Source organism: Geminocystis sp. CENA526 (genome assembly GCF_050753365.1).
In the GTDB taxonomy this organism is placed as follows: domain Bacteria; phylum Cyanobacteriota; class Cyanobacteriia; order Cyanobacteriales; family Cyanobacteriaceae; genus Geminocystis.
Window position 1 is genome coordinate 1 of record NZ_JBLZFY010000114.1, and the last position, 11,612, is coordinate 11,612.

The 11,612-nt window shown below is 39.6% G+C and carries 2 protein-coding genes and 1 pseudogene; all 3 read right to left on the reverse strand.

The window, feature by feature from the left end:
- A partial coding sequence (locus ACN4EE_RS19700; RefSeq protein WP_431708201.1) for a Calx-beta domain-containing protein occupies positions 1-9,746 on the reverse strand: 9,746 nt, incomplete at its 3' end.
- Positions 9,716-10,852: a hypothetical protein gene (locus ACN4EE_RS19705; RefSeq protein WP_431708202.1), complete on the reverse strand. Its 1,137-nt coding sequence runs from the start codon at positions 10,850-10,852 to the stop codon at positions 9,716-9,718. The genes ACN4EE_RS19705 and ACN4EE_RS19700, both read right to left, overlap by 31 nt.
- A gap of 425 nt (positions 10,853-11,277) precedes the next feature.
- Positions 11,278-11,612 (reverse strand): annotated as a pseudogene (locus ACN4EE_RS19710) (peptidylprolyl isomerase); the annotation flags it as partial.

Sequence of the window (11,612 nt, forward strand, 5' to 3'; positions counted from 1 at the left end):
GCCTCACTTTCCGCCTCTCCTGCATAAATATAACCCCCCATTAAATCAGTATTACGGAAACGATTAAAGGCGACTAAATCATCATTTTCTGTCTGGGAAACATAAAAAGCCAATCCCTCCTTGACAAAATTATTGCTATAGTTAGCTAATACAGATTCTTTTTCTTCCGCACCAACGTATAAATAAGCACCTTCGGTTTGCAGACTACGGAAACGATACATGGCAGTATCAAGGATAATTTCGGGTGCTTCTCCATCGGCAAAAAATCCCCGTTGTAAAAATATGCCATTTTCTGCACCATCCACATCATATTTACTACCATCTTGGAAATTTAAAATCGCTCCTTCATATTTACCATCTCCTGTTTCATCAAAAAATCTTGCACCCTTAAAGCCTTCAAATTTCTGAGTGTCATTATTGAAGATATAGTAATTATTAAAGTCTGAGTTGCCTTCAAAATAAAGTTTCATTTGAGCTTTACCATCGGTGGTAGTAACTCGAAATTCTAATTCACCTCCCATAACACTATTTGGTTTTTCCCCTTTAATATGATTCCAGTTGCGAATTTGTCCATTAGTGGAATCAATATAGAGATGAAATTCATCATCGAGAAGGGTGTGACTTTCTTCTTCGAGGGTGACGAGTAAGCCTAAATCCCTTGTACCAGTATAAACATCATCTAAAATTAAAGGTACAGAAACGGTTTTAGTGGTTTCCCCCGGTTTAAATACTGTTCTCCCTAACACAGACTGATAATGACTTCCAGCCTTTCCTCGTCCATCTTGGGTGATGTAATGCACTTGCACATACTTATCTAAATCTCCCGTGCGTTGGATGGTAAATGAGACTTCTCCATCGGCTTCGTTAGCAGTGGGATTAGACACCGAGAGACGAGTAGGAGCATTAGGATCACTTTGTGTGGCACTAAATACTGAACTAGCAAAACTTTGAGCGGTTTCATTACCTGACTCATCGGTACTAAAGGAAGTCATGATTTCTGCATTAACAGAAGCGACTTCTGAAGTTAAGTTCGATGTTGGGCTGTTGGTAGAAGAAGCATTTTTCGTAACAGTAATGAGATTAGTTGTGCCTGTTTCTACGATGCGATTAAGCAATACGGTAGCAGAGGAAGTATTGGAGGTATATCGATCGAACTTCTGGTTATATTGATGTACTGTACCGTTAAGACTAAAATCAGCACTGAGATTAAGGGTATCATTTTTATCCATTACCACGGTGATAGTATTGGTGGGTGAAAGTTGGGTAACGGTTAAGGAATTGAGAGTTAAGGTATTAGCGCCATAACCTTCCGTGACTAAAATTTCAAAGTTGCGTAAACGACTACCGGGGGAGAGGGTAGTTAAATTCCAATCTTGCCCGTTATAACCTTCAAATCTTAAAACATCTGTACCAGCACCACCGTCTAAACGGCGGAAATAGGTATCATTGACGGTAACAAAGTCGTCACCCGTACCTGCATAAACTACGTCAATACCGCCATTGGTATAAATTTGATCATTGCCTTCACCACCGATGAAACTTTCCCCTGTTGCTGTGCCAATCATGACATCATTTCCGATCGTACCTGTTTGGGTGACGGTTTTATTAAAGTCACTACCAAAAATAACATAACTGAGGTTATCATTATCCCCCGGAGCACCAATGATAAAATCACTAAATCCATCACCGTTAACATCTTCCCCTCCTGCTAGGGAAATTCCTGCCTGAGATGCAGGTAAACCAGTAATTAAAAAGCCATTTTGATTAGAGTTATTAGTGTTGGCATTAGATTGATTGTTGCTTAAACTGTTTAAGTCAAAGGCATTCTTTGCGGAATAGGTATTACCCCAATTCTTCCCACCAAAGACGACGAAAACTTCCCCATCCTTTGTGTTTTCGCTATTGAGTGCCGTACTAGGGGAAGCGATAATCAGATCATCGTAACCATCGCCATTAATATCCCCTGCCGAAGCCATTTGAGTTAACAGCAGAGCTTGGTTATTGGCTACATTGGAGGCAGAAGTCGGGGCAGGAGTGCCCAAGACAACATCTGGGGTGGATTCGCTATTAAAGCCGTCGGTGGAGCCGTAGTAGATTAATACTGCCCCTTTGTTATTTTCCAGGAGGTTATTATTCCAATTCCAAATACTCACATTCGAGAAAAAGCCGGGTGCTAGGACGGCAAAATCGTCAATACCATCACCATTAAAGTCCCCAATATTCTCAAGTTGTTGCCCGAATTGCTGAGTTTGATTAGACTGATAAATAGGATTAGAGATACCATAGGCAACCTGAACGTTTCCATTCTCACTAGATTGAATCCCATAACCGAGATAAATATTTTCTTGGTAATATACCGGATTGGGATAGGTTAACCAGTATTGATTTGATACGTCTTGAAGCAGACTAGGCTCACTCCAGTTGCTACCCTGATCGGTGGAGGTGATGACATTCACATCCCCAGACGATGGTAAGTAAAAATTATACAAAGTATCACTCACAGATAGCAAACCGCTACCCCGAAGGGGTTTTTGTTCAATGGGACTAGATTTCCAAGATGAACCGTTAAAGGTCGCAAAGGTTAAACTATTTGAAGTACTAGAACCAGTACCAGTGGCATAACTGAGATACAAATTATTTTCATCCGTCGTAACGGCGAAGGACGCACCTAGGGGTAAGAAGCCGTTAGTAATAGCAATAGAGTTAACATGAGTCCATGTTTTTCCGTCCGAACTGGAATAATATCCAAACGAACTGCTATACTCATTACCTGTGGCATAAAACACATAAAGATTATCTTTGAACACCGCCAAGGCGGGACTGACGTAGCTAACGTACTGATTCGTATAGTAGTTTTGACTAGAACTAAATTGTAAGCCTAAAGCGTTGCTACTAGGAGTTGCATAGGTAATGATCAATTCTCCACTGGTATTAACATAAGCCGCATATAGGGTGTCTTTAAAGACTTCTAATGTAAAGCCAGTACTAGCTTGACCAATGGAGTTTTGAAAATTAGTTAACCCTTCCCAATTAAACCCATCAGCACTCCGTTGCACAAAAGGAGACCCGTTATTACTGGAATTACTTACCCCCGTATATCCCATGTAGAGATAATCATTGTACACAGCCAAGGACGGTGCTCCGTTAAATTTTGTTGACTGTGGCGGATTGAAATTAGTCTTCGTAAACCAGGATAAAGAGTCGGTCTGTAAAGGAGCGCTGACACCTGCGGTGGGGGGGAGGAGGGGAATACCCGAATTAGAATTAGCTCCTGAGTTACCTAAATAAACAGTTCCTTGCCCATTAGCGATGGGATAAAAAGGACTGACTTGATTGCTAGTAGGAGAGCCACCACCGATGTCGCTAAACCCATCCCCATTCACATCGCCGATACCGTTAAAGACGCTGTTACTGCCCCCGTTAAAGGTTTCTGAACGACTCAATGCACCAAGACTATTACCCAAGTAAAGGGATTGCCCCCCATTAGAGGATGTCAATAACAAATCATCATAGCCATCGCCGTTATAGTCTCCTACCCCTAACGCATTAACAATAGAAGTTTTAGCCACGGTGCTTAGACTAATAGTGCTTCCCGTAGGGGATAAACTGGGAGAGCCTAACTGCACATAGAAGTTATTGTTATTGTCAATTACCCCTAAGTCTTGTAAACCATCACCGTTAATATCTCCCAACGCCACAAACTTATTAACAGTTTGGTTGGATACGGTAATAACTATGTCGTCTGTTCCTACCGCCGCATCCACCAGATTTTTGGTACTATTGCCAAAAATCAACACTCCGCCTTTTTCGCTTCCTCCCGAAAGCACATCAGCAAAACCATCACCATTTACATCCCCTAACATCACCACATTATTACCATTACCCGTGAGAGTTTGATTACTAGAACCCTGATAAAGATCACCATCAATGACAAAACCATTATTTGCAGAAATATCTGCTAGTTTGATACTACCATCGTCCGCTAACCAAGGATGACCAAAAATAGTGTATAACTGTCCTGCATTGGTAGCACTAATCATTAAATCGTCCACCCCATCACCATTGACATCCCCAATGCCACTTGCACCCGAACCGACTAACTGATAAGGTTGATCTCCATTGAGTAAGAAAGTCTTTTTACTATCATTAGCGGTAACGTTGAGGTCAAAAATAGTACCAATGTCACTCAGGTTAAGAGGTCCAAAAAGCACATAACCTTGCCCTGTACCGTTTGCGCCTTGAGGTGCAGTAATCAAAAAGTCAGCATAACCATCGTTATTGACATCTCCGGGAGAGGTAATAATTGCGCCTGTTTGACTAAAGGAAAGCCCTCCTACAATGCCTAGGTTAGCTACACTGGTGATATTTTGAGGGGTTGTATTTTTACTAATTCCACCTTTGAGAACATATATTGCTCCTTTGTTATTAGCGTCTCCGGGGGCAGAAATGGCTAAATCGTTGATTCCATCTCCATCTAAGTCACTACTATTTAAAGCACTTCCCAAGTTGCCATTATTAGCTGTACCGTTGCTAGAGGGTAAATTTGAACCCGTATAGCTCACATATTCCGTTAAAGTTTCAGTACTATTACTTTGATAAACATAGACAGCACCAATTTCGGCGATCGAGGTGGAGGGGTAAGATTGTCCGTTGGGGTTATTATTGGCACTACTAGGAAGTCCACTTAAACCATTCCATTTATTAGTAACTGTACCTTGATAGCCGATCGCTCCTATGATTAAATCATCAGAATTTTTATTGCCAGTAAAAGTAATAGCTTTAGCTGTACGACTAGAAACTGCAAGGCTATAACCTGCTAACTCTCCATCTTGTTGAGAATTGTAGATAGTGGAAAGGGTAGAACTACCATCAAAGGCAACATAAACCGCTCCATTACCATTATTAGCACCCGGGGCGCCGATGGCAATATCAAATTTAGTACCACTGGCATAAGTCCCAGTAGATTGGGCATTACTGTTAAAGTTACCCACCGCTACGGAATAACCAAAGCCAATGTTAGAAGTGGGAGCATTAATAACATAACCTTGACTACCCAAATTGGTGACATTAATGGTTTTTCCTGCTAGATTATTAGAACCGTAGATAACATAAACTTGGTTAGCATTAGGATCACCAATAACTAAATCCTCATAACCATCACCATTGACATCCCCCGTCGCCATACTGAAAGGAAAATCGCCGTTGGCTTGTCCTGTATCACTTAAGCCAGTAATCAACACACCATTAGGATTACCACTTAAATCGTTAGCGGTAAGGGGATTAGTTTCACTGTTAGATAAGACTGCACCTCCGCCAAAAAGAATTTGGATTGTACCTTGCCCTGATACTGTACCTGATGTGTTGGTATAGCCTCGATTTCCTACGGCGACATCTGATTTACCATCGTTGTTAAAATCAGCCGAGATGATCGAGTAACCGATACTAGGGTTATTGGTATTGATGATAAAACCACTATCGATTAAGGCAAGAGAGGAATCATTGGCTTCGGTAACGGTGGCGATACCTAATACTTGATTAAAATTAATGCTTGTGGGTTCACTGGTGACATCTCCTGCTTGTAATGTTTGAGTGGTAGTACTTCCGTTACTGTAATTGATAGTGACATTAAAAGTTGTACCAGTAGGGAAACTATTACTTCCTGCATCGAGAAATAAATCTAAGTCCACATTCGGACTCAGAATGGTATAGTTAAAACTGCCGTTAGGGTTAACAGGATTAAGTAGTTTATCTCCTTGCACTACTGCTAATTGATAACCATTAGTATTACCTACACTCCATGTTATGTTATTAGCTGTTACTTCGATCGAACTGATTTTATTACCTGTCACCTGATTACCCAAGTTTAAGGATAAGAAAATATCAGGATTGCCGTTAGGATTAACGTAGCCACTACTGTTAGCGGTGGTATAGGAAGTCACATCCCATTGGACTTTATTAGCGTCTGATAATTGAGTAGCGATGGGTTTATAGGTAGGATCGATCGTGCTAGGAATACCCCATTGACCATTCTCATAAGTTACATAATTAGTATTAGGTCCGGGGGGCAAGGGTGCGATATATTGAGAGTTATATTTATTACTTATTTGACTGGTATTGAATAGAAGTTGAGTAATTTGAGAGGGGGTTAAATTAGCAAAATCGGAGATGTTGGGGGTGTCATTATAGGTTAAGGCTTGACGATAGAAAGCCACTTCATCTAAATAAACACTACCATTAGAAGAACCTGCAAGGGTTAAACTGGTACTGCTAGGGATAGTTAAATCCACATTGTCTAAACTGCCAACATTTTGATTATTAACGTATAAATTTGCTGTGTTGCTTTCACCGTTAAAAGTCGCTACCACATAATGCCATTGGTTAGCCGTGGGGGTAAATCCATCAGAGTTTAATGGAATGTTATTAATACTTAAAGATAAACCACTGTTGTTTAACGTGATACTTATTAATCCATTAGCAGAAACCAAATTTAGGGTATTTGAGGGTAAAGAGGGAACTTTAAACCAAAATTCGAGACTGAAAGAAGTACCAGATAGAGGAATGGTTGAAGAAGTGGCACTATTACCAGAATTGAAGAATACCGCAGGGTTCGCATCCCCCTGATTCGTGGTAGTGTTTTCTAATGCACCCACTTCGTTAAATGTTATCGAACCGCTATAAGTACCATTACCACCTGCTCCGTAAATACCTTCATTAACGAGGGTTGTGCCACTGGTTTCTGCTAAACGATAGTAAAGGAGAGGAGATTCTTCTTGGGTTAATTGACTATAGGATGTAGCTTGAGTTTCAGTCCACAAAACCGTTGGTTTACCGTCAATGGTGACGATACTTAACTCCGTTAGGGGATCGGGATTTGCGTCTGCGTAGAGAATTGCAGGAGTACTCCAAGTAGCCACGCCATTATTATAAGTCAGACTTGACCAATAAATAGTGGATTCACCGTTGTTATAGTTAATCCATGCCGTCATTAGTTGATTATTAATCCATTCGCCGATGACGATTTTGCCTTCTGAGCCTTGTTGTTGTGCGATGGAAGAAGCTAGACTCCATGTTTTGCTTGAAGGGTTATAAATGGAGTAGTAAACATCGGATTGATTGAAACTTTCATTAATTAAACTGGCGTTATCGTCGGTGTAAAACTCTCCTGACACAAGGTTAGTGTTGATGTCGCTACTATTGGCATTTGACCACACCAATACTGTAATGTTATTAGTGGAGTCATAAGCACCTACGGGATTAAAGTTAAATCCTCCAGTCCCCGGAATACTGCTAATATTGCTAACGAGGTTAGTATCATTAGAATTTAGTAAGGCGTATTTAATGACGGTGGTGGGGGTGGAAGGAGAAGTGATAACGGTTTGATTGGTAAAATTGGCTACATTACCGTTACTGCTAGACAAAGAATCCCCTGTATAACTGACAGTAACAATGTCTCCATTACCGATGAGATTTGCACCTTCTGGGGGTTGTACTGATAAAATAACCGTATTATTGGCGTTAATGGTGATGTTCGGTTCGATCGAAAATACTTGTCCATTACTTTCGACAATAAAATCGCTATTAGTAACACCCTGATTGATTAAATTTTGGTCAAAAACGAGAGTAATTTGATTACTGGTAGTGTTTTCAACGATCGCACCTGCTCCCAAAATCACAGGAGGATTAGTATTTGCGATGGTGTTAGTTAACGCAAAATCACTAAATTCATTAATCCAGAGGGTTGTATTCGTAAAGGAATTTTTGAGGAAAAGATTAGTATGGTTAGCGGTGGGAGTGGAGAGATTATAACTAATATTTAATTCAGTATCTGCTGTAACTGCCGTATTAAGGGTTAAAGTCAGACTATTACCCGAAACACTTACATTGCCTACGGTATAGCTATTATTATCACTATCGGTGACGGTAAATTGATTGGTATTAGGTGCATCCGTGCCATTGCCTAATTCATCGATAAAATTGAGAGTGATGATTTTACCATTAACAAAACCTGCGATCGCCTCTAAAGGGGGAACATCCGCAACCCAAGCTAATAAAGGAGATGAACCACCTGAAATAATGACAGGAGTACTATCTTGCCCTAAATCTGCTTCAATATTAGCCATGAGCGCTTGAGTAGAGACGGCGGGGGGAGTAATGCCTGTGACTAAGGAATTGGTGATATTTTGATTTTGATAAAAGATACTAACAGTTTGATCAGGTGATACATTATTACTGAGAGTTAATACTGCATTTTCTCCTGTCAGAGAAACACTTTGCACTATGACATTATTAACCGTTGTACCATCGCTATTAGTAACAGTGACACTATAATCTGTTACTGTGTTAGATAATGTAACATTAGAATTATTATTGGCAATGCCAACAAAGGACTGAGAAACTTGGGTGGATATACCGTTTTGGATCGTAAAGGATTCGATCGAACCTCCATTACTATCTTTTAAAGGGTTATTGCCCAAAGAACTGCTATCGTTATAACTAATAGAGACATTCTGTAAAGACTGATTCGTCACCGATGAGTCAAGGGTTAATAAGACTCCGTTGCTAGTTACTTGAGCATTGGTAATAGATAAAGCTGTGTTGTTTGAGGTGACAGAGAAGCGATCGAGATCAGGATTAACATTAGTATCTAAAGGAGTGTTAAAAGCGAGAAGGAGAGTGGGATTGATATAATTTTGACTGTTACCACTGGTGGGGTTGTATTGATAGGCAATGGAGTTAGGAGTATTGTTTGTAATATTGTCAATGGTAAAAGGTTCGATCGAATTACCATTAGTATCGGTGATTCCTTCATTATTCGTAAAACTGAGAGAAACATTGTTACTGGTGGGAGTGGGATTGTCAGAATTACTGTAATCAAAATTTTCTGAAGTAGGAATGACACTTTCTAACTGTACAACTACTAAATTAGAACTCGATCCTCCTACCACGTTAAAAACGGGAATATTAGTGGGATTGCCATTAATATCCGTCATAGTGACGCTAAAATCACTAGGGGAGGGGAGTTCTTTTAAATTCGTGCCAAAATCCACTGTAATTAAAGAACCTGCGAAACTAGCGGTAGTGCCAGAAGTTGTTTGTGCTAAAGAAGCAGAACTTTGAACTTCAGATGAAATGCTAGAACTACTGGAGTTTTTGTTACCGTCAAATACATCCCAAGTCCAACCCGGATTGAAATTAAATCCGACTCCGATGGGTCCTACTTTCACTCCAAAACCAATGGGAAAAGTCAAAGCAATACTGTTATCTGTATTGCCAATACCCCAATTAAAAGAAGTATTAATTCCTCCATTTATCTCCGCACTAATTATAGGCAAAAAGGGAATTTGAAATTTTCCGACTATTCCAGTACCCATAACTGGAAAGCCGATCGTACCGGACATATCCAGTCCTTCGGTAGCACCATTGATAAAAGCGGCGAAAGTTTCCGCCACATTAATGGCTATGTCGGCGGCGATAATTCCCGCTTGTGCTTCTTCATCTCCCATAGATATAGCTTTACCTAAGGTAGCAATCTCACCAAATGCCGTTGCGCCCAAAATAGCTAGAGCTGCCCCTAAAGTTTGAGGAGAATAACTACCCCCTTGAGTGCTTGGTTGAGCCGAAAGATTAAAGTTGATCCCTAAACTCCCCGTCGCATCTAAGGTAAAAAATCCGGCGGTTTCTTCTGCGGGAATAATAGGGAATTTCACCGATGCGGTTAAGCTGAGATTATCCTCAATACTGGACAAATCATAAGGGGAAGAGTTAGAAAATTTATAAACAGAATCAAGATCAAAACCAAAGGTAATGGGACTTTTTCCTCGTATTTTTTTGTTACTACTGGTATATTTGTGTCATCTGCGAATAAATTACCAAATAGATCACTGTTTTGATAATCAACGGTTTGTTCAGAAACGGGAGTATTTTTCCATGGACTTTTTATTTCTTTAGGACTTTCCCATTCTAATTGTGCCTTTGTTTGTAGAAAAATTGATAGTTCTTCTTGCCCAAAAGGGAGAGTTGTACCTCCTGATAATGTACCGACAAGCTCCCAATGTTCCATGAAAGGAGTGATGATCGATCGAAGAAAACCACTTTTAGGCACACTGTGCATCAATTCCCAATCTTTTAACAATTTACTGGCAAAAAATACCTCTGCATTCCATGAGCCTATAGGCTCTTGCTCTGGTTGCTCTGTTTCGCTACTAACACCAAAACCTTCTGATTCTGTGGCAAACTGTACTGCTTGATTGGTATTTTGGTTGGCACTAGCAAAAACACCTGTATTGACTAACCCATTATTAATTAATTGGGGGGAATAGGAGGCATTAGGAGTTATAGTAGTGGTATTTGTAGAGAATTGAGTACTGCTAATACTAAATGTTTGAGAATAAAAATCTGCATCTTCTTGAATGCTGAGATTAGACACATTGTCAAAATCAACCTTTGAACCAATAACAATCACTTCGCCACTACTGTTAACGGTGACAGTGGGTTCTAAATCCCCGACTTGATCAGAGGTTAAGGCTTGAGGAGTATTTAACCACTGTAAATCTAAGTTTTGATCATATTGGGCGGCAGTGTAATAAAAATCACTATCATTCAAATTTCCCTGTTGCCAAACTACAGCTAACCCCGGATTCTGTCCATCAATCAGGTTTTCATTCGCTACGAGATTTAGACTGGTAACAGGTTCAGTCCCCGTAAATGCGATCGTCTCTCCATTCTTCCAAGTTTCCGAATTATTATCATAGACGGAGTGCCAAATATAACCATTATCTATCCAGACAATATGGCTTACCCCAAGGGAATCGGTAACAAGAGCAGACTTACTGGATGCAAGATCGATCGACATGGTTTGACACTCCTTTTCAAGGATTGATAATGATAGAAAAAAAATTATATATTACTATCGATATATTGATAATCTATTTATAATTTTCAACATATATTATAAGCAGAAAATGTCTTTATTTGTCATTAATTTTTTCTTCGTTCGATCGACTTTATTTCTATATATAAGTGAGGTTCAAAGAATATTTATTCTTTGCAAATCTTAACAATCTTTATAAACATTAACCTTACTTACTTAAGAATACTGACTCAAGAAAATACCTTTAAGTCTTGATAAATGCTATAATAATTTTAAATTAATAGAATAAAAATATCTCTAATTCTCTCTTTAGAACTTACTAATTTTCTATTTATAACTAGGGATTAAAATAATTAAAAGATAAAGAAAATAAGGGCTAAAGCCCTTACTACAAAATAATATAGAAACTAGGCTAATAAAGCCTCAAAGGCGATTCCTTCAAGGTTAAAACTATTGGCATAATTAGTAATTACATTTTCAGTTTCTGGTTGTGCCGTATAAAGATATGCACCTCCCCCACTACTTTGAAAACGAGTAACACTATCCGCCATTTGTGAACCTGCACCGTAGGCATAAAAAGCGACACCTTCATCAATAAACTGGGGATAGTTCGATCGAATTGCCTCACTTTCCGCCTCTCCTGCATAAATATAACCCCCCATTAAATCAGTATTACGGAAACGATTAAAGGCGACTAAATCATCATTTTCTGTCTGGGAAACATAAAAAGCCAATCCCTCCT

Bases quoted from the DNA above. Each gene is read 5' to 3' on its own strand.
- ACN4EE_RS19705 (WP_431708202.1), bottom strand. From the start codon at position 10,852: ATGTCGATCGATCTTGCATCCAGTAAGTCTGCTCTTGTTACCGATTCC.